Raw genomic sequence first — 25,686 nt, 5'->3', positions numbered from 1 at the left:
TGACATCCTTGGGTGGCACACCCGTAAAGGTCGATGAATGGGGTATCGACGCAATTTACTCCGGTACGCAAAAATGCCTCTCTTGCCCCCCTGGCCTTTCGCCGGTCAGCTTCAATGAACGCGCGGCGAATGTGATCCGTACGCGCAAAACCAAGGTTCAAAGCTGGTTTCTGGACCTGCAACTCGTTATGTCGTATTGGGGCGGCGAAGCAAAGCGCACCTACCACCACACCGCACCGATTAACTTGCTGTATGCGCTACACGAATCCTTGGTCATGCTCAAAGAGGAAGGCATTGAGCGTGCTTGGTCGCGACACGCGCACAACCATCGCGCGCTGCGCGCCGGTTTTGAGGCGATGGGCCTGTCTTTTGTCGTACCCGAAAACGACCGGCTGCCTCAGCTCAATGCAATCAGTGTCCCCGAGGGCGTCGACGAGGCCCAAGTCCGCGCGCGATTGTTGCGGGACTACAGCCTCGAGATCGGCGCAGGCCTCGGCGCAATGGCCGGCAAGATCTGGCGTGTCGGCTTGATGGGGCAATCCTCCTGCATGAAAAACGTGCTGCTCTGCCTGAGCGCCATGGAATCCACTCTCAGTGCCATGGGCGCGCCGATTCGGACCGGTGTCGCGGTCGCGGCCGCGCAGGAGGTGTTTGCGCAGGGCGGGAAATGAACGTCTGAATGCTGGACTTTCCGGCTCGCTTCGTCGTGGTCCGAAAGAGAGTCAAGTGGGCCTGTCCCTTGACACGGGGAATACGCACACTCTGATAGGCAATGTGCATCTTGTCCCCTGCTCGCCGTATACTGCTGTCTCGAAATGGCGCCGTGGGGCGTCCCGGCTCAACCGTGTGGGCGATGATGGCTTCTATTTCCGGGCGCCCACTGCGTAAAGACGGGGTATGGCTGTTCTGCCTGCCTGCGATTTGTCCGCGCCACAACCTGACTGTCGAGAGGAGACTTTCATGCCGTTTTCCGTGTTCGGTCTGGACCCGCGATGCCTGCGCGTCCTGCACGAACAGAACATAACCACACCTACTCCGGTTCAGGCACAAGCCATTCCTGTCGCCTTGACAGGCAAGGACCTTGTCGCCGTAGCTCAAACCGGGACTGGCAAGACGCTGGCGTTTACGCTTCCAAGCCTGACGCGGCTGGGCGCGACGAAGTTGACGCGCAATATGATGCTCGTGCTGACGCCCACGCGAGAACTGGCCGTGCAAGTGCAACGCGTGATTGAGGAAGTGGGTAAGGCCGTACAAATCAAGAGCATCGTCTTATACGGCGGCGTCGGTCTTCAACGCCAGGCCGAAGACCTGCGCCGCGGAAGGGCTGTCATCGTGGCCACGCCGGGCCGGCTGCTGGACCATATGAACCGGGGCAACATCAATTTCAAAGACCTCAGCATCCTTGTTCTGGACGAAGCCGACCGCATGCTCGACATGGGATTTCTTCCGGATATCCGGTCCATCCTCCGCAAGCTGCCCAAGGAACGTCAGACCATGATGTTTTCGGCAACCTTCCCCGATGAAATCGCGCGCCTTACCAGCGAAATGATGCACGATCCCGAGCGAATCAACGTGGGATCCATCTCAAAGCCGGTAGAAAGCGTTCGACAACTCTTGTACCCTGTGATGTCGGAGGACAAATCGGGACTCCTGATAGAAATCCTCCGTAAGCAGGAAATCAATTCGGCGGTCATTTTCCTGAGGACCAAGAGCCGCACCGACCGCCTGGCAACCACACTCCGCAAGGCAGGGTTCAAAGCTGCGGCGATTCACGGCGATTTGAGCCAGAAGCAGCGCGAACAAGCGCTGGAAGGTTTCCGAAATGGCCGTTACAAAATCCTCGTGGCGACGGACGTGGCCGCTCGCGGACTCGACGTTGAAGGAATTTCGCACGTCGTCAATTACGATATACCGCCTACCGCGGAAGATTATCTCCACCGTATCGGCCGCACGGCCCGCGCAAGCGCCGAGGGCGATGCCATAACGTTCGTGTCGCCTTCCGAACACCTCGCCCTCGAGACCATCGAGCGCGCCCTGGGGCGCCGTCTCCCTCGCCAGGAATGGGAAAAGGCGCCGCCAGTCCTGTCTCTCTTTGTTCCGAAGGAGGAACAGACGTCGGCTCGCGCGCCAAAGAGACGCCCCGGCCGTTCATTGCTGCGGCGCAGATAACCCGAAATTTGCGGCGGCGTACAGTCCATCCGGGAGGACGTGCGCGTGGAGGTGTATGGCCAAGTTGTCCAGTAAGCAATGGGAGGTTGCGTTCCTCATTGCTATCCTGTGTATTGCTGCCGCTCTTCGGCTCTACCGCATTGAAGACGAATCGGTATGGTATGACGAAGTTGTCAGCACGGCCTCACTCGATCAACCTACACTCGGCGAATTCTTCAAGGAACTGCGCGACAACGACCCGACCGTAGTCCCAGCATACTTCACCCTCGAATACCTGTGCGCGAGACTGGCCGGCGGCAACATTGTCGCCGTACGTATACTCTCTGTTGCGCTCTCGCTGATTACCATAGGACTTGTGTATGCGACAGGACGTTATTTGTTCGGAGGAACCGCGGGGTTAGTTGCCGCGGCTCTGCTGGCGATTTCAAGGGTGCACGTATACTACTCGCAAGAAATACGCATGTATGCGCTTTTCTTGCCTCTTGCCCAACTCTCTCTGCTGACCTTCATCGCTGCGCACAACTCGAAACGGCGTTCGCTATGGATCGTCAATGTGCTGGTAAACGCCGCCATCGTCTGGACACACCTGTGGGGCTGCATCCTGTTGTTCACTGAAGGACTGTTTATCCTGCTGTTCACTCGACCAAGGCCATTCCGCCGCGCCTTTGTGTGGACATTGGGACACGCCCCGTTTCTGCTCCTGCTGGGGCTGTGGCTGTCTGACGACGACCTCCGGAGAATGAATGTTGCGGTCAACTGGATATCCTCGCCAACTTGGTGGAGTCTATTCGTACACTATTTCTACTTCTGTTCAGGCTCTTCCAACTTCATGATGGAATGCACCCGGCCTCACCTGCTCGGGTTGCGCACCCACGCGCTCCCCGGCGCCTTCATGATTGCAGCATCCCTATGGCTCCTCGTTTGGGTATTCCGTCATCGCGTGAAAACAAAATTTCATCCCGCCGGTGAAGGCCCATGGATGCTCACGTTTCGCTCACGCGTCGCCTTGCCACGCTCTCTGCGGGCTTGTCCCGGGTATGCTCCCGTTCCCCTGCTCTTTCTCTTTATCGTGTTCTTGGTCCCGCCATTCGTCCTGTTTATTATTTCGCATGAAGTGAAACCGTACTTCGTCAACCGCTATGTCTTCTACCCGGCATTCGCATTCTGCATCCTGGCGGGCGCAGGAGCCGCTGTCACTCCAAAAGGCATCATCCGCGTGCTCGCCATTGCATTGCTTCTGGCCCCGCTTCTGCTTCAGCTCACAGACCTGAAACGCCCCTTGCGCTCGGACATGAAGACCGCGGCTCGAATTATTGACGCATACGGGAAGCCAGGAGACTTCGTGTTCACGGACCACGAGGTTGGGACCGCAGTCCTTAAGATCGGCGGAGTCTTATCGAACATGAATATGCGAAGCGGGCCACAATACCTGGACGGCACGCTGTCGTGCGTCGAGAGCGGCACCAGTTCGTGGGTCATCATCCCAGTCTATAAGTCCACCTCAACGGTGGACTTTGACGATAAAGTGCAGCGTCTAGGGTACAAACACGACTGCTTCATCATTGACGGGATGGTGCCTTTGGCGGTCTACAGAGTAATGCCGTACGAGGATTAAGCACGACGGACAGGAGATGCGGACTATGGACGATGAAGCTCGGACTATCGCGCGAAAAGAGTCTTTATATCATTGGACCCTTGTCGTTCTTCTCATGCTCTCCGCGCTTGCGTATCGTCTGTACGGAATCTCCGGCGAATCGCTTTGGCACGACGAGGCTACGAGTGTTCTCTATCTCCACTCTCCCACGATCGCCGACTACTTCAAAACACAAGTCGAAATCGATCCGGCAATCGTACCCCTCTACTTCGTGATTGAGTACTACACCGCGTGGGCGACGGGGCACTCCATTTTGGCGCTGCGCGCCGTTTCTCTCGCCTTTGGGATGACGACGCTCGTTCTTCTGTACGTATTCGGGCGGCGGCTGTTCGGACCCGCAGGCGGACTGTTGACGCTTCTTTTCGGAGCATTCTCAAAAACCATGCTCTATCAATCGCAGGAAATCCGCATGTATGCGCTAACGTTCCTGCTCGCGCTGGCGGCCATGTACACGTTCTACCTCGCTTATACAGAACGAAAACCCCTGTGGTGGGTACTGAATATCGCCTTTAATTGCGCCCTCTTCTTTACGCACCTGCTCGCTCTCTCAGTAGTGGTTGCTCAAGGCATCGCTTATCTTTTGCTTCAACGGCGGCGCGTCATCCCCGTGGTCTTGTGGTCACTCGCACATGTACCCGCCCTGCTCTTGCTCGCCATGTGGGTGAGTTCGATCGACACGAGCGCCGTCGACCGGCACCTCGGGTGGATTCAGCCCCCCGGCATCGGGCACGTCCTCGGCTGCTACCTGTACGTGTTCCCGGGGACCAAGTTCAGTCTTGGCGACCCGGTACGTTATCAGTTGCTCGGCATACCCTATCTGCACATAGTGGGGGCCGCATTTATTCTCGCATGCATCGTCTTTGTCGTTCGACGCAAGAACATCGTTCTCTCCCGCGAGAATAGCCAGGCACCCACATACAACCGACCCGCCGCCATACTCCTCATTTCCTGGTTGATCGTGCCCGTTGTGACATTGCTCGTCCTGTCTTACACCGTCCGCCCGTGCCTGTCGGAGCGCTATCTGGGCTACCAAGCCTTCCCCATGTTCCTCATGATGGCGGGTTGCGTTACCACTCTAAAGACGCCTACGCGGCGGATGCTCGCGTGCACCTTCTTCATCCTCATGACGGTATGCAACGTCCTGAGCTTCGACCGCCCCCTCCGCATCGACTCTGCTTCCGGGGTCGCGTATCTCGAGTCCCGCATTGCGCCCGACGACAGAATCGTGTTCACGGGGAAGCGTTGCGTTGCGCCGTTTACCTACTACTCGAAACTCGATCCGAGTCGCTTTATTCTCAGCATGGACTATGAAGGCAAAGTCATTGAGGAAATTGAAACCGGCAAGACAGTCTGGCTTATTGTCTCCAGAATCTTGTCGCCCTCAATCCGCGTAAGCGCGAAGCATATCGACCAATTACTGGAAGGCAGGAACTACGAAATCGAGCGCAAGGAATTCCCTGGATTTGCCCCGCTCTACATCTATCGCGTTAAGAAGATCTCGTAGTCACAGCCGCAAGGATGGCTTGACGCTACCGGCGCTGGGCGACACCAGTTACTTCGTGTGCGCACCGCCTACTCGAAATACTCAAACGCAAGGATATTGTCCAGATAGACTCCGTCAAATCCCGCGTCGACAATCCGTTTAACGTAGCTTGAATCGTTGCCGTAGAGAATCGACTGCCAAGCAGGATCCCAATACTTGACCCAATACTCACCGGGCCAACCGTCGTATGCGCCGGCAATCCACGACGGACTTCCCACTCGCCAGCCCGGCTGCCAATAGTATCGCCAGTTCTCCGCGGCGCCAATATTCAGATACGCCAGGACAAGCCGCATTCCGCCGTTCGCCTTGACCTTCAACGTGTTGATCTGCGTCGCCGTGAATGCTTCTCCGTCTTGATACGGGTCGATGATCAGCACATCGTAGTTCGTTGCGGCGAGCGCGCTGACGAAACTTGTCCGCGACGCATAGTTGTCGCCGTTGATCAAATACAGGAAGTTCTTCGCATCGCCCAGCGACTCCACGTCGTCGTCGTTTTCCGCGAACGGGTCATCAGGGTATGACGGAATGGAGTCGAGGTCATAAGTACTGGAAAAGCTGAGATACCCCCGTACCGTACATTGGTTGTATGCATTGAGAACGTACGAATTCGTGACGCAATAGTCGGTCACGATTGCCTGCAAGCCTGCCGATTCCGCGCGATCCAAGAACTCCAGATAATAGTCCCTGTCGTTCGCATTCGTCGCAAAGTTGAACGTGTCCTGTCCGTAAAACGGATGCTCTTGCCCCACGCCGTTGATGGCATAGATGTAATCGTCGTCCAGCGGGCCGTCTGCTTCGCCGTTGGTCGTGAGCAGTTCGAGGCCGTTCTGCGGCACAACAAGAAATCCGGATTTGAGCGTGCGTGCGTAGGCGCTGATGTCCTCAACCAGGTCCCGCATGTCCTGCCGGTACTGTGTCGTGGGAGTGCCTCCATCTGTTGGACACCCCGCTGAGAATATCAGTGCTATAGCTAGCACCGTGCCGGCCACGCCACGATAAACAACTCTCATGAATCCCCCTTGGCAGACCGGCGCCGCAGCCTGGGTCTGTCTTCATATTATACCGCGCGAGCTTGCGACTGGCGTTAGGGCAACGGGAGGTACAAAATCTGCCCCTCCCACTCTCCCGGCTCAGCGCATTCATCCATGAGGAGAATGTCTTCGACTACAGCACCGAAGAGCGCATTCGCGCCGACCTCAAATACCCCGGGCATGGAACGTTTACCGACAACTCGTTCATAGGCGTAACGTGTAATTGTACTCGCATCATGCGTTAGCAGTATGCGTGATTCGCGTGCCGCCCACTCTAGGATCGTTGGATCGTCGGCCCCAGAAAGACCCGCATCCTGGGCACGTACGATGTCTAGCACAGGCCGACGACGCACAAGCGCACGGATGATGTTGTTGTTGAAGTTCTCGTCAGCAGCGAAGCGGAGCATATCAATCTCCGCGAGGGTTCATTGAGTGCGGCGCGCCAATAGGCGCTTACGTATTGCGCGCGGATTGAATCGCACTTCATTTTCCTGCCGAATTGACGCCGCAACTACTTGGCGTCCGCGCAAGTACTCGGTGACCGCCGCCCGCTGGCGAAGATAGTAAGCGATAACCGCATAAACATCGGCTAGATTCAAGGAAGGATACTGCTGCGCAATTTCCTCTGCTGTTGCCCCGTTTTCGAATGCTGCTACGAAGACATCAAGGGTTATGCGAGTATTAGCAACGCGCACAACACCATCTTTGCCCACTTGCAGCGGCAATTTATCTGTTTTCAATGCCAGTCTCATGACTATTCAAGAATAATACTCACCCTGTGCCTTTTCAATGCATACCCGTGCTCGGAATCACCTCTGCTCGGCCTTGGCACCTCTCTTGCTCCTTGATCGCCCGGCTAGTATCCATAGATCCGCCATACACGAAAGGAGTATCACGTGATATCGCGCATTTCCGATTCTCAGAGCGCCTACGCTTACCGTTCATCGGTGTCAAAGAAACCCGCAAACGCACAATACAGTGGGTCCTTCACAAATAGCCTTACCCAGATGCTGAACGACTCCGAATTAACGCCGGACACGGTGGAATTTTCCGGCGCCTCTCAGTTGCTGGCGAGTCAACCGCTCATTCTGCCCACAGCCAAAAGCGTCCAGGCATTATCTGCCGATCTCGCGTCCAAACTGGGAGATTTCTTCCGCGAGAACGGTTTTGAGAAAGACCCGCCCATCACCATCAAGGTAGACGACAATACCGGCGTCATCTCCGTCACCGGTGACCGCAACGACACGGACCGCATCGCGGAGTTGATCAATGAAAACAAGGATCTCGCGTATCAAGTTCGCACGCTGAACGCGATTAGCAGCCATGCCTACGAGATGCCAAAACACCTGGCCTTCCAAGAAGAATACCGCGACAGCGACAATCCCGAAGACATAGTCTCCAAGTACAGTTACCTCTTCGGCCCGCAGGTGCACCGCTCGTTTTCCATCGTCTATGATGGCTCCGCCGTCCAAATGATGGTCGACGGCAAAGCATGGGGGTCTCCGGTCTCGTAGCCCGGCGCAAGGCACTCCAGACCAGCTTGCACCTTCAATTGCCGGTCACGACGTCCAATTCCGTTTCACCACGAGACAATTCACCTAGAACGAGACAACAATCTTGAGATTGGAATGGATGCTGGGTGGTTATACTGATGGTAGCAGGCTTCTTTGCGTTCCTGCCTTTTGTGCGACCGACACGACATGCAGGTTGTCTGCCACGCGCTCTATCGGTGCGGCTTCTTTTCTCCCAGCTTGAGCAGCCGGTCGAGTTCTTCGCCCTTCAGATGCCGCCACTCGCCGGGCTTAAGGCCATTGATCTGCAGGGGACCAATCGCTGCGCGCTTTAGTTCGAGCACGGGATGACCGACCTTCTCGCACATGCGCTTCACTTCACGATTGCGGCCTTCATGGAGTGTAAGTTGAAGTAGAGTTGCGCCGCGGCCCGATGAGAGTATCGCTGCCTTGGCCGGAGCCGTCATACCGTCGTCAAGGTGCACGCCCTTTTCGAGGCGTTTGATCGTCTCGCTGCTCACAGTGCCGCGCACCCACGCGATGTACACCTTCTCCACTTCAAACTTGGGGTGCATGAGCTTGTAGGCGAGATCGCCGTCATTCGTGAGAATTAGCGCGCCCTCGACGTCCATATCGAGCCGGCCCACGGGAAACAATCGCGCATTGACCCCATGGACGCAGTCCACGACGGTCTTGCGATGGTGCGTATCCTTGACGCTCGTGACAATACCGCGCGGTTTGTTCAGCAGGATATAAACCTTCGATTCCGCTGCGATGACACGCCCGTCGAACGTCACGTGGTCGCTGTCAGGGTCGATGCTCTGCCCCAGTTCGGCGCGATGACCGTTTACCGCGATCCGGCCATCGGAGATGAGCTTCTCCGACGCGCGCCGCGAAGCCACCCCGCATATCGCCAAGTATTGTTGCAGTCTCATTGCGCGCCCCGGCCAGCTACGGAGCCGTTTCCCGAAGTTCCTCGATCGTCGGCAACTCTTTCAGGCTCTTGATGCCGAAATGAACAAGGAACTCGTCCGTCGTTCGATAGATCTTGGGGCGTCCCGGCGCCTCCGCAACTCCCGCGACTTTGATCAACCGCTTCTCCTGCAGAATATCGAACGCATGTGACACACTCACGCCTCGAATGGCTTCGACCTCTCCGCGTGTGACAGGCTGTTTGTACGCGACAATCGCCAGCGTTTCGAGCACGGCCTTCGATAGCCGGTTGCGCTTCTTTAGCTGGAACAGGCGCCGGATGTACGGCGCGTACTCTGCCTTTGTGGTGAGTTGATAGCCGCCGGCGATTTCCTTCAACGTATACGGCGCGTACGACATCTCGATCTCTTTGCGCAATTCATCGAGAAGCGTCACCACCATTTCACGATCGGTATCGCCCAGCGCTTCGGCCAGACGCTCCGCGCTCATCGGGCGGTCGCTGACAAACAGCAGCGCGTGCAAGGTCTGGCGAGACTCGTCGCGGCTTAACGACTCAACCGCTTCGAGTTCGACCTCTTCTTCCTGGTCTTGTTGTTCGACGATCTCTTCCGTCATGCCGGCTACCCCGAATTTCTCGCGAGTTCGCGCTAGAACCCACTGCAACTGGGCAATTTGCCGGTTGCAGCGAAATGCCCGCACCCCCATAAACAAAGGGGTCGCGAGAAATCCTCATGGTGGAACCCCAAAGTCTTACACGAAAGCATGGTGTACCGGCGCCTGATCGCGCCGGTACACCATGCGGACTAAAACGTTCTGCCTACCACCGAAAGCAGCGGCTTAATCGCATCCATCATTTCCTGGAATCGCTTCGGTTTCAGCGACTGGCTTCCGTCGGAGAACGCCTCGACGGGTCGCGGATGCACCTCAACCATGATCCCGTCGGCTCCGGCCGCAACGGCTGCCATCGCCATCGGAATCACCAGATCCCAGTGCCCGGTCGCGTGACTCGGATCGGCAAATATCGGCAAATGCGTATGCTTCCGAAGTACCGGAATCGCGGCGATGTCGAAGGTGTTGCGCGTCTCAGTCTCGAACGTGCGGATACCGCGTTCGCACAAGATGACCTGCGTGTTTCCTTCGGACATCACATATTCCGCCGACATCAGTAGTTCATTGATGGTCGACATCATCCCGCGCTTCAAGAACACGGGCTTCTTCGTGCGGCCGACGGCCTTCAACAATCCGAAATTCTGCATGTTGCGAGCGCCGACCTGCAGAATATCGGTGTACTCTTCCACAATGGGAACCTGCTCGGGCGTCATCACTTCCGTGATAAAGGGCAAGCCGGTTTCCTTGCGCGCTTCCGCGAGAAGCTGAAGACCTTCCTCCTCCAATCCTTGGAAGGCGTACGGCGAAGTGCGCGGCTTGTATGCACCGCCGCGCAGGATGTGCGCGCCGGCCGACTTGACCGCATGGGCCGTCTCGAGTATCTGCTCGCGCGTCTCCACGGAACACGGGCCCGCCATCACGCAAAACTTTCCGGGACCTATGGTTACAGGCCCCACCTCAATTGCGCTGTCCTCATGCTTGAGTTCGCGGCTCGCAAGCTTATACGGCTTCAAAATGGGCACGACGCTCTCGACGCCGGGCATGGATTCCAGCGATTGGAGTCGTGCTTTGGTGCGCTCGTCGCCCACTGCGCCGATCACGGTGCGCTCGACGCCTTCGATTACGTGGGCCTTATAGCCGAACTCTTCAACTTTCTTGATAACGTCTTCAACTTCCGCACGGTTGTGCGTAGACATCACGATGATCATGCTGGTTTCTTTCTTCCGAGATGGTGCCCTTGCTAAGTAAACGCGGATTATAGCCATGGAATATGCCGAAAAGCAAAAGAGGTGATCATCGCAAGGACCACGCGGCAGGCCCGTCTAGTCCGCAATGTAGATGGGCGCGATTGAACTCCGATGCAAATCGCTCGCAGGCACGACGTTGAGGTTATTCCTTGAGGATTTCTCGCGAACACACCTTGTTCTTGGAGGACCGCTTTGTTTTTCGCCGCAAGTCTCGCAATCACACGGGTTACGAGAGAGGTTCAAGTGTGTTCCTACTACAACCGGGCACTTTCTGTGTTTCTTTTCGCAGAAGTTGTCTTCCAGTTTGGCGCTCTTCCGCTTTATTAAGGCAGGGAATCAGGCGCAATTCTCTGTGGCTCTGGTGCTCGCCCAGGTCGGATATCATTCGCGTTCGATTTGTCCTTCTTTTCGTACTACCATCCGATAGGGTCTGTGTAAGCTTCACGAATTTCCCCGTGCTCCCAGTGTTCCCCGTGGTTTGAAACGGCACGCGCCGGATTGAACTCTTTTCGGCGTGCATCGGTGTTCATCGGTGGTTGAGACAATTTGGTTTCGGCTAGGCTGCGCTGTGTGAAATCGGGGTCAGAGCTCGTAGGGGTCGACAGCCCGTGCCAACCAGTCGCGTAGCATACCCTTCAACTGCTCGCGTTTCGGTTCATGTGCAGGATCGCCAAAGAGATTCTTCATCTGATAGGGATCTGCCGTGTTGTCGAACAACAGCCCGCCGCCTTCCCCGAGCACCGCGAAGGTGTGCTGCTTGGTACGGAGTCCACGGAACAACGGCGCGGGGTGTTCGTCGCCGCCCGAGGCGTTCTTCTTCGAAATGTGCATGATAAACGCCGATTCGGGGTCGGGGCCGGATTCGCCACGCATCCACGGAGAGAAATCCTGCCCATCCAGTCCGGTCGGTGCGTCTACTCCTGCCATGCCACACAGCGTGGGCATGATGTCGATGGCCCCGAACAGCGCATCTACTTTCTTCCCCGCCGGGACACGGCCCGGTGCGCGAACGAGAAACGGCACGCGTATGGATTCCTCGTAGGGTTGCCGCTTGCTCCCCACACCGTGCGACCCGAACATGCTCCCGTGATCGGATGAGTAGACCAATATCGTGTTGTCCGCAAGGCCCTTCTTTTCCAGCGCCTCCAACAGACGTCCCAACTCGCGGTCAATCGCCGTGATATGCGCGTTATAACCCTGGAAATCTTCCCAGCCGTTATTGCCCCAGATAGGACCTTCCACACCTTCCTTGGCGATGGCCTCAGGCACATTCGGCCGGCGCGGCAACGATCCCTTGGGATACATCGCCTTGAATTCATCCGGCACATCGCGGAACGGTGAATGCGGTGGAATCCACGAAAGCATCAAGAAGAAGGGCTTGTCGCGCTCCTGGTCCATGAACGTGAGAGCTTGGTCCGTCATCAGGGGCGGCGCATATCCCTTCATCTCAACCGGTGGACCGTCGGCGACGTGGCACTTGCTTTGGCTATGGCCTTTGCTGCCCGTCCAAATCAATGACGTGTCAAATCCAAATGGCTCCGCGCGGAGCCCACCCAAATGCCACTTTCCAATGTAGCCGGTCCGATAACCCGCGGCCTTGAACGCCTTCGCAATCGTCTCTTCTTCGGGGCGGAGCTGCAGGTTGTTGTCGATCATTCCTGTTCGGTACGGCCATCGTCCCGTCAATAACATGGCTCGATAGGGCGTGCACACGGGGTAATTGCTGATGCAGTGCGTAAACTCCGTGCCTTCGCGGGCGATGCGCTCCATGTTCGGCGCACGGACTTCCGGCATTTCCGTGAATGGCATGGACTGCCACCGGTGCTCGTCGCTGAAGGCAAAGATAACGTTGGGAACGCGCGACGCGTCTGCGCGCTTCCCCAACGCCAATGAAATGCATCCGCCTGCCGTTACGCCCAGGAAACGCCGCCGCGAAAAGGAAATGCTCCTCACTGACAGTCCCTCACAGTCCGGATTTCTCGCGTACACACAGACCTATGTCATAGCCATTGTGCTTGCGGGACCCGCAGCCATGGACAAGGCGGCTCTTCGCAAGCCGAGTGAACTCGCTAGAATTCCTCATGGCTTAGCCTCAACGTCTTGAACCCGAGCAAATTTCGCCGACGCTCGATTGCTCCAGTGCGCGTCACGAGATAGGCCCGAAGGCGTCCCGGACGCAGGCTCACTTTGGGACGCCGCCCCTGCTGCAAGCTCCAACGGACTGAACCACGTCGTCCCCGACCCACTCGCCAGGACACCGTACGAAATTCTGACCGCTTCCTGCGGTACATCCAGCGATATTGTACACAGTGCCGCCGCCTTTGTGCCGACGATAGGCCGATCATCCATGTTGTCAAAACCCAGGACTGCGTTATCTGCGCCGTCGATTCGCATCCACATCTGTGCCTTGCCGGGATTCATTGCTGTCTTGATGCTGCCGGTCAAAGTCACGCGCTTACCACGGAGCGCACCGGCTGGAATCTCCTTCATCACGGTTGAGAATCCCTCCGGATTGGCAACCTTCGACCGCATGAAGATGGCATCGCCTGAAATCCCGTCGACGGCTCGGGCCGTCCCGCTTTCATATCCGGGGATGTTCGAGCCTACTTGGATCCAGCCTGAGGGCAGTATGCCCACCTGCTCTGCGGCATGATCCTCCATGCGCCGCCGAGTTGCCGCCTGTTCTCCGTCCGTCGCGGTCAATGCAAGCGGGCCAAACCACGTTGTTCCCGCACCAGTCGCAAGCACTCCGTAAGCGACTCGAACCGCTTCCTGGGGCACCTGCAACGAAATCGCATAGGGAGACGCGTCCGTCCTCCCATCGATCGGACGGTTGTTCATATTGTCAAAGCCAAGTGTCGTGTTGCTCGGCCCGTCAATCCGAAGCCACATCTGAGCTTTGCCAGGGTTCATCTCTGTCTTGATGGTGCCATCCAGGGTAATCCACTTACCACGATACGCGTCTGCGGGCATTTCGCGCATGACGGTCGAAAAACCCGGCGGATTGGCGACTTTCGACCGCATGAAATAAGCGTCTCCCGGAATTCCCGCGACACCCCGCGCGGTTCCCGTTTCATACCCGTCTCGATTCGATCCTGCCTGAAACCACCCCGACGGTAGTTCATACAGCGCTTCGGAATAGCCATCCTGGGCAACCTGCGTTTCAGGAGGACGGTACGAAGCGACGCGGACGCCGAACCACAGGAGAATCAGCGTTAAAGGAAACAAAACAAGCAGGCCAACAGCAACCACCCCAAGTATGACCCACCGCTTGCGACTGCCAGGCTGCCCCGATGGCCGGCTTGAGTTCGCCTCGGACCATCCTTCGCCTTCTGAACCCACGCCCATCTGCGTCCACAACTGGGCAACTTCGTCAGGTGCGCCGACTTGCGCGAGAATACGTTTGGCCTCGTCGGTGGCGATGGCTATCTGCGCCGACACTTCCCCTTGCTGCAAAATATGGTTTCTAAGGTCTTCCACGACTTCGTGGGCGTCTGCTCCGCCGCCTTCCAGCAACACTCGAACCTGGCGAAGGTAGCGCTCCATGTGCGCGGTGGCATCTTCTGTCCAAGTTTTCATGATTTACCGCCTCCGTTCCGTAGTCCTTGTATCCCCCGTGCTAAGTTGTCCCAGTGTCCATTCATCCGCTCCCAACACAGCCGGCCCTCCGGCGTCAGCGCGTAGTACTTGCGCGCGGGACCCGAAGGAGACTCCTCCAGCCGCGCAGTGAGAAGTCCCACTTTGCGCATGCGGGACAAAAGGGGATAGATGGACCCTTCCGCAATTCCAAGACCCGGCAGTTCCGTCAGCCGCTTTACCAAATCGTATCCGTAGACCTCTTCCTGGGCGACGATGTTGAGTATGCACAGCTCCAGCAACCCCTTACGGAGTTGTGTGGCCCAGTTGTCTACGCTGAATTCTGCGTTCATGGTGGTAACTCCAACTACTAGATTCTAACACAAGCTAGATAGTATTGCAAGGTAGATTGTAAAAATATCTAGCAGGGCGTTGCCTGAGGCAGTCGCTCGTGTCGATGCCAGGGATCGTTTGTGCTCTGGAAAATGGGAACCAAGCCTTAGATTCTAGATGCTCTGTCGGAGCTACGGATAAGGGTGACCGGATTGAGCAAAGCGTTCCCACAGCGGATTGAAGAAGCCCATGAAAAGGCAGGTCGCTGAAGTCACGGGCCACTTCCCGGGGTACGTGATGTATTCGACATGTCCATCCATAAACAGGACATTCGCGCCGCCGGGGACGTGATTGAAGAAATGGGCGTGGCTCGGCGCATGGGTCCCGATTTCGTCGAACATGACAGCAATTGTGGTCTGCGCCATGGCGGAGGCTGCGGGATCATTGATGTCGGTCACGAAGAATCGCTCGATTCCTTCTCTGGTGCGGTACAAGACGTACGGGTCGCTCGCGTTGTATTCGCTGTACGGAATGTCCCGGTCTACGGATGCGCTATGGGCTTCAACCGTGGGAACGGGCAATGACATGAGGAGATTATTAAACAGGTCCATGACGGACGGCTTGAAGTCGGCAAATCCCAAGTAGGGGGAGTTTGGGTCTGTTGCGGGAGGTACAAGCATTTCGGAGGTGGATACCCAGCCGAGGTAAATATACGAGCGGCGGCCAAAACGGCACGGGCAGATGGACGTCCGATCGTTCTTGCAGTTAAATACCCCGGCCGTCGTGTCGTAAGCGAAATTCGCGTTGGATGGACAGAACAAGATATCTGCCTCATTAATATACTCGGGATACATGGTGTTCCCCTGGAAAAAGAAATCGAAATCTGGAGAAGAGTTCGGACCCGTGTCGTCCCCGTAGCAATAGGTGTTGGGTGGATACTTGCCTCCGGGCGCTTCCCCTGCATACATCTTCAAGGCTAGACCCATCTGCCTGAGGTTGTTGACGCAGATGGCGCGCCTTCCCGCCTCCCTGGCCCGCGCCAGGGCGCTGAGAAGAAGTGCGGCCAGAATGGTCAGAATGGCGATGACAACCAGGAGTTCGATAAGGGTGAAACCACGTCGTAAACGCATCTTCCGTTCTCCCCCGAACATCTATAGATGCGCTCTTGGAAACGAATGGATCAAGAAAATATCGAGGCGACGGGCCTACCTGTGCGCCAGATGGCGCTTCGAACGCGGGGAGGTTCAGCCATAAAGCAAGAGGCCCTTCAGGGTTTGACGCCTGAAGGGCCTCTTAGTAAATGAGCCGGCAACGACCTACTCTCCCACCCAGTTGCCCGGGCAGTACCATGGGCGCTGGTGGGCTTAACTTCCGTGTTCGGAATGGGAACGGGTGTGGCCCCACCGCGAGAGTCACCGGCAAACTTTAGTGGTCCGGCAGAGCCGGACACACTGAAAATCAGTGACAGAGAACGCAAGGGTGCGCAGTATGCGCTACGCGACGAGTGTCTTCATTAATGATAGCGTCTTTCACGCTCGGAGCGCCTTTTGCGAAACGCCGGCGCGAAAGACAATAGTTAAAGGTCAAGCCTCACGGGCAATTAGTACTGGTAAGCTGAACGTATTGCTACGCTTACACCTCCAGCCTATCACCTGGTAGTCTTCCAGGACCCTTTAGGGGCCTTACGGCCCAGGGAGATCTTATCTTGGGGGGGGCTTCGTGCTTAGATGCCTTCAGCGCTTATCCCTTCCGAACATAGCTACCCGGCTGTGCCACTGGCGTGACAACCGGAACACCATAGGTTCGTTCACCTCGGTCCTCTCGTACTAGAGGCAACTCCCCTCAAATCTCCTACGCCCACGACGGATAGGGACCGAACTGTCTCACGACGTTCTGAACCCAGCTCGCGTGCCACATTAATCGGCGAACAGACGAACCCTTGGGACCTGCTTCAGCCCCAGGATGTGACGAGCCGACATCGAGGTGCCAAACCTCCCCGTCGATGTGAACTCTTGGGGGAGATTAGCCTGTTATCCCCGGCGTACCTTTTATCCGTTGAGCAACGGCCCTTCCATACGGAACCGCTGGATCACTAAGCCCTACTTTCGTATCTGCTCGACTTGTAGGTCTCGCAGTTAAGCTCCCTTTTGCCTTTGCACTCGAAGCATGATTTCCAAACATGCTGAGGGAACCTTTGGGCGCCTCAGTTACTCTTTGTGAGGCGACCGCCCCAGTCAAACTACCCACCAGACACTGTTCCCTGCCCGGCTTCACGGGATCAGGGTTAGACTTCTATTTTAATCAGGGTGGTATTCCAAGGTTGACTCCGCCAAAGCTAGCGCCCTGGCATCAATGTCTCCCACCTATCCTATACAGACCAAAACAAAAGTCAATATCAAGCTGTAGTAAAGGTGCACGGGGTCTTTCCGTCCTGTCGCGGGTAACCTGCATCTTCACAGGTAATACAACTTCACCGGGACCACCCTTGAGACAACGCTCAGATCGTTACGCCATTCGTGCAGGTCGGAACTTACCCGACAAGGAATTTCGCTACCTTAGGACCGTTATAGTTACGGCCGCCATTAACCAGGGCTTCGGTTCGGAGCTTCGCATAATAAATTATGCTAACTCCTCCCGTTAACCTTCCGGCATTGGGCAGGCGTCAGTCCCTATACGTCGTCTTACGACTTAGCAGAGACCTATGTTTTTGTTAAACAGTCGCCTGAGCCTCTTTGTTGCAACTCCAAGCAGCTTACGGGGTAAACCCTTCACCGCCCAGAGCACCCCTTCTTCCGAAGATACGGGGCCAATTGGTCGAGTTCCTTAAGGATGGTTCTCCCGAGCGCCTTAGAATACTCTTCTCACCCACCTGTGTCGGTTTACGGTACGGACACCGGCCACCTCGCTAGAGGTTTTTCTTGGCAGCATAGAATCGGACGATCCGCTTCACCCGAAGGATCCACGTCCCATAACGCCTCGGAGTAGTGCAGCCCGGATTTGCCTGGGCTGCCTCCCGCACGCTTAGCCCGCCGTCCAATAGGCGGGCGCCCTATCTTTCTGCGTCGCCCCGTCGCTCAGACGGTGACGCGGTGGTACAGGAATCTTTGTGCCTGTTTTCCATCGCCTACGCCTTTCGGCCTCGGCTTAGGATCCGACTAACCCCGGGAGGATTACCCTGGCCCGGGAACCCTTGGGTTTTCGGCGGACAGGTTTCTCACCTGTCTTGTCGTTACTAATGCCGGCATGATCACTTCCATGCGGTCCACGCGTCCTTACGGTCACGCTTCAACCCTGCATGGAACGCTCCCCTACCACGGTCCGCTCAAGGCGGACCATCCGTAGCTTCGGTTTCAAGCTTAGCCCCGTTACATCTTCCGCGCACAACCACTCGACCAGTGAGCTGTTACGCACTCTTTAAATGAATGGCTGCTTCTAAGCCAACATCCTGGTTGTCTGTGCAATTACACATCGTTTCCCACTGAGCTTGAATTTGGGACCTTAGCTGACGGTCTGGGCTGATTCCCTTTTGACCACGGAGCTTATCCCCCGCAGTCTGACTGCCGCAGTTCCACCAACGGTATTCGGAGTTTGGTTGGGTTCAGTAATCTGGTAGGACCCCTAGCCCATCCAGTGCTCTACCCCCGTTGGCTACCGTGCGACGCTATACCTAAATATATTTCGGGGAGAACCAGCTATTTCCGAGTTTGATTGGCCTTTCACCCCTATCCACAACTCATCCAAAGCATTTTCAACTGCCACTGGTTCGGGCCTCCATTCCCTTTTACGAGAACTTTACCCTGGTCATGGATAGATCACCCGGTTTCGGGTCTAATCTGTGCAACATACGCCCTATTCAGACTCGCTTTCGCTGCGGCTGTGGACCATAAGCCCTTCGCCCGCTACACAAATTAACTCGCCGGCTCATTATGCAAAAGGCACGCGGTCAGACGGGCCGAAGCCATCGTCCTCCCACTGATTGTAAGCATGTGGTTTCAGGTTCTATTTCACTCCCCCTTCGGGGTGCTTTTCACCTTTCCCTCACGGTACTGGTTCACTATCGGTCACCGAGTAGTACTTAGCCTTGGGAGATGGGCCTCCCAGATTCACACGGGGTTCCACGTGTCCCGCGCTACTTGGGAACATGTCAAAGAGGTCAGGATCTTTTCGCGTACCGGGCTATCACCGTCTATGGCCCCGCTTATCCAGCGGTGTTCGGCTAAAATCCTGATTTGTAACCTCTCCGGGACTCCGTATTTTCCCGAAGACACGTCCCGCAACCCCATGCGCACAACGGATACGGCCTATCACGTACGCACGGTTTGGGCTCTTCCGCTTTCGCTCGCCACTACTCACGGAGTCGCGCATTGCTTTCTTTTCCTCGAGGTACTTAGATGTTTCAGTTCCCTCGGTTGGCCTCGCCGACCTATGTATTCAGTCGGCGATCGCCCGGGTTTGCCGGGCGGGGTTGCCCCATTCGGAGATCCACGGATAAACTTGCTTCCAGTTACTCGTGGCTTATCGCAGGTAACTACGTCCTTCTTCGCCTCTCGGTGCCAAGGCATCCACCACACGCCCTTAGTAGCTTGACCAAAACTCGAACTGTAACGCGACGCAAACCTTGCGGCTTGCGCCAGGCATACAGCAAAATAGCATTCTAAAGGCACTCGTTCGGTAGTCATTGCTGGCTACCCTTGCATTCAACTGTCAAAGAACATCACGCAGGACGCACATAGCGACTTGCGCAAAACCTATAACGCACCTTCACGCCGCCGAACCGGCCCTCCACACAATGGTGGAGATGATCGGGATCGAACCGACGACCTCCGGCTTGCAAAGCCGGCGCTCTCCCAACTGAGCTACATCCCCAGCGGCAGGCACGGCCGCCGGAATCCGGCGTGTGCGCGCGTTCAACTGTTCACATATGGTGGGCCCGAGTAGAATCGAACTACCGACCTCACGCTTATCAGGCGTGCGCTCTAACCATCTGAGCTACGGGCCCACGCCCGAAAGCGCTTCAGGCGCCAAGAAACTCCCTGAACGCTGAATACGATGCATGCCTTACGACACTAACCTGTGTTCGACCTGCGCAGCACTCCGTAGAGCGTGCGCTGTTCTACTCCTTAGAAAGGAGGTGATCCAGCCGCACCTTCCGATACGGCTACCTTGTTACGACTTCATCCCCCTCACCAAGCACACCTTCGGCGCCTCTCTCCCTTGCGGGTTGAGCCAGCGACTTCGGGTGCACCCAACTCGGGTCATGTGACGGGCGGTGTGTACAAGGCCCGGGAACGTATTCACCGCGCCGTAGCTGATGCGCGATTACTAGCGATTCCGACTTCATGGAGTCGAGTTGCAGACTCCAATCCGAACTGAGGCCGGCTTTTTGGGATTAGCTCCACCTCGCGGTATTGCAGCCCATTGTACCAGCCATTGTAGCACGTGTGTAGCCCCAGGCGTAAGGGCCGTGATGACTTGACGTCGTCCCCACCTTCCTCCGACTTATCATCGGCAGTCTCCTCAGAGTTCCCGGCCAAACCGCTGGTAACTGAGGACAAGGGTTGCGCTCGTTGCGGGACTTAACCCAACATCTCACGACACGAGCTGACGACAGCCATGCAACACCTGTCTCCAAGTCCCCGAAGGGAAAACCCACTTTCATGGGCGGTCTTGGGATGTCAAGCCTGGGTAAGGTTCTTCGCGTTGCCTCGAATTAAACCACATGCTCCACCGCTTGTGCGGGCCCCCGTCAATTCCTTTGAGTTTCACCCTTGCGGGCGTACTCCCCAGGCGGTGCGCTTAATGCGTTAGCTGCGGCACAGAAGGGGTCGATACCTCCTACACCTAGCGCACAACGTTTACGGCGTGGACTACCGGGGTATCTAATCCCGTTTGCTCCCCACGCTTTCGAGCCTCAGCGTCAGTAACGTGCCAGAGAGCCGCTTTCGCCACTGGTGTTCCTCCAGATATCTACGCATTTCACCGCTACACCTGGAATTCCACTCTCCTCTCACGTACTCAAGCTCGGCAGTATCCGAAGCAGGTCCAGAGTTGAGCTCTGGGATTTCACTTCAGACTAACCGAACCGCCTGCGCTCCCTTTACGCCCAGTTATTCCGAACAACGCTTGCAACCTCCGTATTACCGCGGCTGCTGGCACGGAGTTAGCCGTTGCTTATTCCTAAGGTACCGTCAAGCAAAGGACATTTCCTCCCTCTGCAGTTCTTCCCTTAGAAAAGGACTTTACGACCCGAAGGCCTTCATCATCCACGCGGCATGGCTGGATCAGGCTTTCGCCCATTGTCCAAGATTCCCTACTGCTGCCACCCGTAGGTGTCTGGGCCGTGTCTCAGTCCCAGTGTGGCCGATCAACCTCTCAGCTCGGCTACCCATCGTTGCCTTGGTGGGCTATTATCCCGCCAACTAGCTAATGGGGCGCGGACTCATCCCTCAGCGAAGCTTTAAAGGCTCCTTTCTTTGCCAGGCCCAAGGACCCGACAACCGAATGCGGTATTAGCGGCCGTTTCCAGCCGTTATCCCCCACTGAAGGGCAGATTATCCACGTGTTACTCACCCGTTCGCCACTCTAGGGCTCCCCTTGCGGGGAACCTTACCGTTCGACTTGCATGTATGAAGCCTGCCGCCAGCGTTCGTTCTGAGCCAGGATCAAACTCTCCGATAAAACTCTAACAGTCCAGCCGAAGCTGTTCTGCATTGAGTGAGTCTGATTCCCTTTCGGAATTCAGAATTGTGTGGCAAGTTGTCTTTCGACAACCGCCAATTTGGGCGGATGCCAAGGCGTTAACCTATTGGCATCCATTGTTTTGCACATGGCCATGTCTTTTCGACATGCATCGTATTCAACTTTCAAAGAGCTCTTGGCGTCGAGGCCTGCCGAGGCACAAAAAATGCCCCTAGCTCATGGCTTGCTGCGAAAGACGCGAAGCGTCCCTTCGCCAGCTAACCCTGGGCCTCAGGTTGCCACCCTTTGCTGTACCGGGGAGTCGCTGCTGCGCACCCTTTCCAGCCCCGTATCTTACCACCCGGAGAGGCGTTTGTCAACCACCTTCTCCACACACACGGTACTAGCCCGTAAAGTCCTATGTGGTAGGTTCTTTGACCACCGCACCACCGCCGTGGTCACGAGGGACCGGTAATGTACCATATGGACCCCCCGATGTCAACACTTATTTTAAAAAAAGTTTTGGGCAGGTCTCCCGCGATGGGAACACCTGCCCAAATACATCGTTCAAGAACCGCTTGAAGTCTACGCCGGATCGCTATCTACACACGCGCACACCTAGACTTCTACACCGATGCCGCCTTATTCCAGTTGGCAAGTCCGACTTTCATGTCGGGCACGGGGTTGTCTTCGCTCTCTTCGTACTCCATCGAAATCGGACCGGCAAAGTTGATGGCCTTGAGTTCCTTCACCACGGCCGCCAAATCGAGGTCGCCTTTGCCGATAATTTGTTCTTTGCCGCCTAGCTTCCAGTCTTTCAGATGGAGCGAGTGCACGCGCGCGCCCAACGCCTTGATGACCTCGTGCGGCTTCTCGCCCGAGCGGATCGCGTGCCCCGTATCCACGCACGCGCCAATCAACGGCGAATGCCCTTCCACCGCCTTCAGCGTGTCCGCGACTTTGTCGTAGCTAGCCTTCGGACCGTGGTTGTGAATCGCAATCTTGATGTTGAATTCCTTGCACAATTCATCGAGATTGTCGAAGGAATCCGGCGACGGATCCGCCGAAAGGATCTCGATGCCCAGCGCCTTGGCAAACTCGAACTTCTTCCGGTTCGCGGCCGCGTCTTTGGAGAACCCTTCCACGCCATAGGCCGATACTTTGATGCCCGAAGCCGCAATTGTCTCCTTCACCTTTGCGAAGGCCGGATCGCCCGCGTCCGGCTTGAAATGAACCGCGCAGAATTCCATTTCGGTAAGCCCAAGCTCCTTCAGCTTCGCAATCGCCACTTCATACGGAAACTTGCGGAAGCTGTAACTCTGGCAACCAATCCGGAATCCACCGGCCTGCGCCCCGGCAATACGGCTCAACAAACCGACTGCCGGCACCGCCGCCAAACTACCCGCCAGAAAATTGCGTCGTGAAATCATGATGTATATCCCCTCCGTGTGGTTGATTGTGGGACATTGAGCCTATACCTCTCGCTTACAGCGGTGCAATTCTTCGCGCGATTCTGCGAATCCCCCTCTACGAACTACACAATCACGAGAAATTGCATACTACGTGTGCTTAGACGAAATCCGAGTGGTTTTCCTTCAACCAACGCCTAACATCATCCCGGAGCTACTCGACGAACTCGATTGGAGCCGATCACCATAAGGTCAATATCGCTTTCCGCGCGCTCCCTGCCTTGCGCCACCGATCCAAAAACAAACGCAACCTGAATCGCCTCGGAATCGAGATGCTCCTTCAAAATGTCCACCAACCCCGAGGTCTTGAGCGTCATACTGCGGATTTCCGGAAACAGGGGATGATCCTGTCATGCCCGGTAGTACAGACGATTGCCATCTCGCCGGGCCTCCACCAAATCCCAGCGTACGAGTTTGGCAAATTCCTCACGAATAGCCCGGTCGCTAAACCCCGTCCGGCGTTGAATCTCCCTAACGTGCAATTCCATCGACGGCCCCGCAAACAAAAGCCGGAAAACCTCAGCCCGAATGCGGGAACCCAGTATTTCAAATAAGATATTCATATTGCATGGTGTAACCACTCATTTTTGAGAGCTTATACCTACGCCCACAACCTTCACCTGCGACATGCTTTGCGCGCGATTCTCCACCTGGGCGCCATCCAGAAACACGTTGTCCGCAAGTGGCGCAAAGACCTCCAGGCTCGACTGAAACACGCCGCCTTCGTGGATAAACCGTACCGATTCGTCGTTCAATGCCGACCGGTAGACGCACCACTCTCTCAGGTCCGCTTCGGCCACATCTCCCGTAGTCGCACCCCCACCGAGGTAAAACGCATCCGGGATGACCCGTTCGCTCACTTCGCCCACCATCGCGCCGTCCACGTAGAACTGTGTCAGCCCGCGCGCACACCCGTGCGACACCACGACGTGATGCCACGTGTCGTCTTCACTAATCGCCCCCGATTTCGCCTCGCCGCCCGGCCCGGTATAAGCAAGTTTTCCGTCACGATAGGCAACCGTCATCACGGCCTTGTCCTTGCTGGGCTCCACGTGCATGACTTCGATTGTCTTGTCACCGCGCGCCCACGGCTCCTTGCGCGTCGCGGCCGCCTTTCCCGACACCGCCGCGATTGCGCCCACACTCTTCAGCCGCACCCAGAAGCTTATCGCGAATGAATGCATCGTATCGGCTGGAACGAACGACAATGCAGCGCCCGAATCCGTATTGCCGGTCACATGCGCATACCGCCCAGACGTATCCTTCGCTGGCGTCGGTTTACCCGCTTCAAGCGCCTCGAACAGGCTCGGCACGATGGTGTAGCACATTTCCTGATGGCCCGAACCGTTTGGATGTCCGCCGTCCGCGTACAAACCGTTCACCCACGCGCAGCGCCCATCATCCACCGCGCCCAGCAGGTTAATGCTCGGCACGTCCCACCGGCTAATCTCCACGTCCATACGTTTCGTGTAGTCATAGAGTTGCGGGTCATCCGACCATTCGCTACGCGCATAACAGTTGGCGACCACGACGGTCATCCCCGCATCGCGGCAGCGTTTCACAAGAGCCAGCACTCCAGTTCGCCATTGCTCGTAGATGCCATCGCGATACGCCTTGTCGGCTTGCTTCGAAATACCTTCATTCGATAACGACAGCGCGATCACGACATAGCCCGCATGTTGCGGCAATAGGTCCGTCTCGAATCGCGGCGCAATCTTGATCGTGTTGTCGCCGCCCCGCGACACGTTGACCACTTCCCATCCGCGCGGCTTCAGCAACTCTCCCAAGCGCCCGGCATACCCGCCCTTGTTTTCATGATCGACCGAACCGTGCGCCACCGACGACCCGAAAACCGCGATTTTCCTGGGCTTTGGCGCCTCCTGGGCGAGGACGATAGCCTGTAGCAGCATGAAGGCAACAATGACTACGCAAGTAGAGAGAATCTTCGAGTGCTTTAGAGACTTCATGTTCGACCTTTCATCACGCACAAAGGACTTAAACCGCTCACGGCCCAGTCATCCCGAGCGGAGCGAGGGATCTGGAATGACAATACGATTGGAAAGCAATTGCATCTTTGGTGACGTCGCTGGAATCGACTCGCAGAGATTGGCTTAGCCAGTAGCCGCGCATGGCGTCCGCATTCAGGGCCGTGTCACGGCCAGCCATCTCTCGAACCACGCCGCCATCGCCTCCTCCGCGTCGCGCTTGTGGTCGGGATTGGAGAACGCGTGATCCCCGCCTTCGAACACACGCAACTCCGCAGGCACGCCAGCTCGCTTCAGAGACTCGTGCATGCGCACCACCCCTGGGCAAAACTCGTCTGTATCCCCCACCAAGAGCAGAATCGGCGGCGCACCTGCATGGATTTGATAAATCGGTGACAGTGCGAGCGCATCAAGTTCGCCCAGCGGCACGTTACGCTGCACTTCTGGAATCTCACCGGTGAAATCGACCGGCGGACAAAACGCGGCCACCGCCGCGATACGATTGCCGTAACGCTCGACGGGGTCTTCCGCGTCGGGCTCTCCCTCGTCCGCCGTCAACGCCGTCATCAACGACAAGTGCGCGCCCGCACTGTAGCTTGTCGCGCCAATTCGGCCAGGGTCCACACCGTACTCGCCGGCGTGCAGCCGAACGAACCGCGCCGCGCGCCGCACATCGGCCAGCGCATCGGTCACCGAGTACCGCGGACAACTCCCATGCCTCACCGCGAAGACGGTAAAGCCTCTCTTCAGCAGTCGCTCGAACCACGCCGCCATCACTTCGGGCGGTTGCCACTCCGACACCCAACCCGAACTCACGACAAACAGGACTCCCGCGCCATTCGCCTCAACATCCGGCGCGTATACATCCAGCGTCAGCGCGAGACCATCTTTGTGTCCGTAGACGACATCGGCTACGACCTGCGCCCCCACGTTACCCCTCCGTTCGCA

The 25,686-nt window shown here is 56.8% G+C and carries 19 protein-coding genes, 2 tRNA genes, 3 rRNA genes and 1 pseudogene; 5 read left to right on the top strand and 20 right to left on the bottom strand.

The window, feature by feature from the left end:
* The 4 genes from K1Y02_05035 to K1Y02_05020 all read left to right on the top strand — a co-directional run.
* A partial coding sequence (locus K1Y02_05035; GenBank protein MBX7255704.1) for an aminotransferase class V-fold PLP-dependent enzyme occupies window positions 1-671 on the top strand: 671 nt, incomplete at its 5' end.
* 289 nt (window positions 672-960) lie between these two features.
* Window positions 961-2,169 carry a DEAD/DEAH box helicase gene (locus K1Y02_05030; GenBank protein MBX7255703.1) on the top strand — a complete coding sequence of 403 codons (1,209 nt, stop codon included), beginning with the start codon at window positions 961-963 and terminating at the stop codon, window positions 2,167-2,169.
* A 55-nt stretch (window positions 2,170-2,224) separates the two neighbouring features.
* Window positions 2,225-3,784 carry a glycosyltransferase family 39 protein gene (locus tag K1Y02_05025; GenBank protein MBX7255702.1) on the top strand — a complete coding sequence of 520 codons (1,560 nt, stop codon included), beginning with the start codon at window positions 2,225-2,227 and terminating at the stop codon, window positions 3,782-3,784.
* A 25-nt stretch (window positions 3,785-3,809) separates the two neighbouring features.
* Window positions 3,810-5,327: a glycosyltransferase family 39 protein gene (locus K1Y02_05020; GenBank protein MBX7255701.1), complete on the top strand. Its 1,518-nt coding sequence runs from the start codon at window positions 3,810-3,812 to the stop codon at window positions 5,325-5,327.
* Between the two features lie 68 nt (window positions 5,328-5,395).
* Here the strand turns inward: K1Y02_05020 and K1Y02_05015 are convergent, their stop codons facing one another.
* The 3 genes from K1Y02_05015 to K1Y02_05005 form a co-directional block, all read right to left on the bottom strand.
* Window positions 5,396-6,376: an endo alpha-1,4 polygalactosaminidase gene (locus tag K1Y02_05015; GenBank protein MBX7255700.1), complete on the bottom strand. Its 981-nt coding sequence runs from the start codon at window positions 6,374-6,376 to the stop codon at window positions 5,396-5,398.
* A 74-nt stretch (window positions 6,377-6,450) separates the two neighbouring features.
* Complete coding sequence (locus tag K1Y02_05010) at window positions 6,451-6,804, bottom strand: DUF5615 family PIN-like protein (protein MBX7255699.1); 354 nt, start codon at window positions 6,802-6,804, stop codon at window positions 6,451-6,453.
* 18 nt (window positions 6,805-6,822) lie between these two features.
* Window positions 6,823-7,149, bottom strand: coding sequence for a DUF433 domain-containing protein (locus K1Y02_05005; GenBank protein MBX7255698.1), 327 nt, complete (start codon window positions 7,147-7,149; stop codon window positions 6,823-6,825).
* 144 nt (window positions 7,150-7,293) lie between these two features.
* On the opposite strand from K1Y02_05005, the gene K1Y02_05000 reads away from it, so the two are divergent.
* Entirely contained in the window at window positions 7,294-7,911 is a 618-nt protein-coding gene (locus tag K1Y02_05000) for a hypothetical protein (protein MBX7255697.1), read from the top strand.
* A 209-nt stretch (window positions 7,912-8,120) separates the two neighbouring features.
* Here K1Y02_05000 and K1Y02_04995 read toward each other — a convergent pair whose 3' ends face one another.
* From K1Y02_04995 to K1Y02_04915, 17 genes and pseudogenes are all read right to left on the bottom strand, one after another.
* Complete coding sequence (locus K1Y02_04995; protein ID MBX7255696.1) at window positions 8,121-8,843, bottom strand: rRNA pseudouridine synthase; 723 nt, start codon at window positions 8,841-8,843, stop codon at window positions 8,121-8,123.
* 16 nt (window positions 8,844-8,859) lie between these two features.
* On the bottom strand, window positions 8,860-9,456 hold the full coding sequence (scpB, locus tag K1Y02_04990; GenBank protein MBX7255695.1) for an SMC-Scp complex subunit ScpB: 597 nt from the start codon (window positions 9,454-9,456) through the stop codon (window positions 8,860-8,862).
* Window positions 9,457-9,644: 188 nt separating this feature from the next.
* Window positions 9,645-10,658, bottom strand: a complete 1,014-nt coding sequence (aroF, locus tag K1Y02_04985; GenBank protein MBX7255694.1) for a 3-deoxy-7-phosphoheptulonate synthase — start codon at window positions 10,656-10,658, stop codon at window positions 9,645-9,647.
* Window positions 10,659-11,279: 621 nt separating this feature from the next.
* Window positions 11,280-12,650 carry a sulfatase gene (locus K1Y02_04980; GenBank protein MBX7255693.1) on the bottom strand — a complete coding sequence of 457 codons (1,371 nt, stop codon included), beginning with the start codon at window positions 12,648-12,650 and terminating at the stop codon, window positions 11,280-11,282.
* Between the two features lie 126 nt (window positions 12,651-12,776).
* Window positions 12,777-14,276, bottom strand: a complete 1,500-nt coding sequence (locus tag K1Y02_04975; GenBank protein MBX7255692.1) for a hypothetical protein — start codon at window positions 14,274-14,276, stop codon at window positions 12,777-12,779.
* Window positions 14,273-14,626, bottom strand: coding sequence for a PadR family transcriptional regulator (locus K1Y02_04970; GenBank protein MBX7255691.1), 354 nt, complete (start codon window positions 14,624-14,626; stop codon window positions 14,273-14,275). The genes K1Y02_04975 and K1Y02_04970 overlap by 4 nt, the downstream gene beginning before the upstream one ends.
* 171 nt (window positions 14,627-14,797) lie before the next feature.
* The gene (locus K1Y02_04965) at window positions 14,798-15,460 is read right to left on the bottom strand and encodes a hypothetical protein (GenBank protein ID MBX7255690.1); all 663 of its coding nucleotides are present in this window, start codon (window positions 15,458-15,460) and stop codon (window positions 14,798-14,800) included.
* Between the two features lie 75 nt (window positions 15,461-15,535).
* Window positions 15,536-15,757 (bottom strand): annotated as a pseudogene (locus K1Y02_04960) (DUF1559 domain-containing protein).
* A gap of 152 nt (window positions 15,758-15,909) precedes the next feature.
* Window positions 15,910-16,026, bottom strand: a 5S ribosomal RNA gene (gene rrf, locus K1Y02_04955).
* A gap of 159 nt (window positions 16,027-16,185) precedes the next feature.
* A 23S ribosomal RNA gene (locus tag K1Y02_04950) occupies window positions 16,186-19,195 on the bottom strand.
* A gap of 201 nt (window positions 19,196-19,396) precedes the next feature.
* Window positions 19,397-19,472, bottom strand: a tRNA-Ala gene (locus K1Y02_04945).
* 56 nt (window positions 19,473-19,528) lie between these two features.
* A tRNA-Ile gene (locus tag K1Y02_04940) sits at window positions 19,529-19,605 on the bottom strand.
* Window positions 19,606-19,730: 125 nt separating this feature from the next.
* Window positions 19,731-21,284 (bottom strand): 16S ribosomal RNA (locus K1Y02_04935).
* Together the 16S, 23S and 5S rRNA genes with 2 tRNA genes alongside form the textbook arrangement of a ribosomal RNA operon.
* Before the next feature lie 626 nt (window positions 21,285-21,910).
* Window positions 21,911-22,714, bottom strand: a complete 804-nt coding sequence (locus tag K1Y02_04930; GenBank protein ID MBX7255689.1) for a sugar phosphate isomerase/epimerase — start codon at window positions 22,712-22,714, stop codon at window positions 21,911-21,913.
* 182 nt (window positions 22,715-22,896) lie between these two features.
* Window positions 22,897-23,070 (bottom strand): nucleotidyltransferase domain-containing protein, encoded by a 174-nt coding sequence (locus K1Y02_04925; GenBank protein ID MBX7255688.1) that lies wholly within the window; start codon window positions 23,068-23,070, stop codon window positions 22,897-22,899.
* Between the two features lie 264 nt (window positions 23,071-23,334).
* Window positions 23,335-24,720 carry a hypothetical protein gene (locus K1Y02_04920; protein MBX7255687.1) on the bottom strand — a complete coding sequence of 462 codons (1,386 nt, stop codon included), beginning with the start codon at window positions 24,718-24,720 and terminating at the stop codon, window positions 23,335-23,337.
* 174 nt (window positions 24,721-24,894) lie between these two features.
* The gene (locus tag K1Y02_04915; protein MBX7255686.1) at window positions 24,895-25,668 is read right to left on the bottom strand and encodes an alpha/beta hydrolase; all 774 of its coding nucleotides are present in this window, start codon (window positions 25,666-25,668) and stop codon (window positions 24,895-24,897) included.
* Window positions 25,669-25,686 lie beyond the last annotated feature (18 nt).

The organism is Candidatus Hydrogenedentota bacterium, assembly GCA_019695095.1.
In the GTDB taxonomy this organism is placed as follows: domain Bacteria; phylum Hydrogenedentota; class Hydrogenedentia; order Hydrogenedentales; family SLHB01; genus JAIBAQ01.
Note: the sequence above shows the minus strand (reverse complement) of the source record. Positions and strands in the feature narration are given on the sequence as shown.

Bases quoted from the DNA above. Each gene is read 5' to 3' on its own strand.
- K1Y02_05030 (MBX7255703.1), top strand. From the start codon at position 961: ATGCCGTTTTCCGTGTTCGGTCTGGACCCGCGATGCCTGCGCGTCCTG.
- K1Y02_05025 (MBX7255702.1), top strand. From the start codon at position 2,225: ATGGCCAAGTTGTCCAGTAAGCAATGGGAGGTTGCGTTCCTCATTGCT.
- K1Y02_05020 (MBX7255701.1), top strand. From the start codon at position 3,810: ATGGACGATGAAGCTCGGACTATCGCGCGAAAAGAGTCTTTATATCAT.
- K1Y02_05015 (MBX7255700.1), bottom strand. From the start codon at position 6,376: ATGAGAGTTGTTTATCGTGGCGTGGCCGGCACGGTGCTAGCTATAGCA.
- K1Y02_05010 (MBX7255699.1), bottom strand. From the start codon at position 6,804: ATGCTCCGCTTCGCTGCTGACGAGAACTTCAACAACAACATCATCCGT.
- K1Y02_05005 (MBX7255698.1), bottom strand. From the start codon at position 7,149: ATGAGACTGGCATTGAAAACAGATAAATTGCCGCTGCAAGTGGGCAAA.
- K1Y02_04995 (MBX7255696.1), bottom strand. From the start codon at position 8,843: ATGAGACTGCAACAATACTTGGCGATATGCGGGGTGGCTTCGCGGCGC.
- scpB (MBX7255695.1), bottom strand. From the start codon at position 9,456: ATGACGGAAGAGATCGTCGAACAACAAGACCAGGAAGAAGAGGTCGAA.
- aroF (MBX7255694.1), bottom strand. From the start codon at position 10,658: ATGATCATCGTGATGTCTACGCACAACCGTGCGGAAGTTGAAGACGTT.
- K1Y02_04975 (MBX7255692.1), bottom strand. From the start codon at position 14,276: ATGAAAACTTGGACAGAAGATGCCACCGCGCACATGGAGCGCTACCTT.
- K1Y02_04970 (MBX7255691.1), bottom strand. From the start codon at position 14,626: ATGAACGCAGAATTCAGCGTAGACAACTGGGCCACACAACTCCGTAAG.
- K1Y02_04965 (MBX7255690.1), bottom strand. From the start codon at position 15,460: ATGTATCCCGAGTATATTAATGAGGCAGATATCTTGTTCTGTCCATCC.
- K1Y02_04930 (MBX7255689.1), bottom strand. From the start codon at position 22,714: ATGATTTCACGACGCAATTTTCTGGCGGGTAGTTTGGCGGCGGTGCCG.
- K1Y02_04925 (MBX7255688.1), bottom strand. From the start codon at position 23,070: ATGACGCTCAAGACCTCGGGGTTGGTGGACATTTTGAAGGAGCATCTC.
- K1Y02_04920 (MBX7255687.1), bottom strand. From the start codon at position 24,720: ATGAAGTCTCTAAAGCACTCGAAGATTCTCTCTACTTGCGTAGTCATT.